Origin of the sequence: Pseudomonas sp. BJa5, assembly GCF_030272875.2 — a bacterium.
Lineage (GTDB): Bacteria > Pseudomonadota > Gammaproteobacteria > Pseudomonadales > Pseudomonadaceae > Aquipseudomonas.
Genome location: NZ_JALRNG020000241.1, coordinates 1 through 233, shown reverse-complemented (window position 1 = coordinate 233; position 233 = coordinate 1). Strand labels below are relative to the sequence as shown.

The 233-nt window shown below is 61.4% G+C and carries 1 protein-coding gene; it reads right to left on the bottom strand.

Translation table 11 applies throughout. The features are described 5' to 3' along the window. Positions 1-91 (bottom strand): hypothetical protein (locus tag M2D63_RS26175; RefSeq protein ID WP_285865930.1); only part of this gene is annotated, 91 nt, incomplete at its 3' end. Positions 92-233: the final 142 nt, after the last annotated feature.

The window sequence follows — 233 nt, the reverse complement described above, 5'->3', positions numbered from 1 at the left end:
CGGCGTCCAGGTTGAGATTGCGGGCACCGAGCAGGGCGAGCACTACATGGGTGATACCGACGCGGTCGATGAAAATGACGTGGCAGCGCATGGGAGGGATGGGTTCAAGGCTGCCGAAACGGGCAAGTATGCCTAAAATCGCGGGGCAAGCCCGCACCCACAGCATCGGTAGGAGCGGGCATGCCCCCCGAAGAGGCCCGGAACGCTACTCGAATTAGTGAATGTCGATCTGG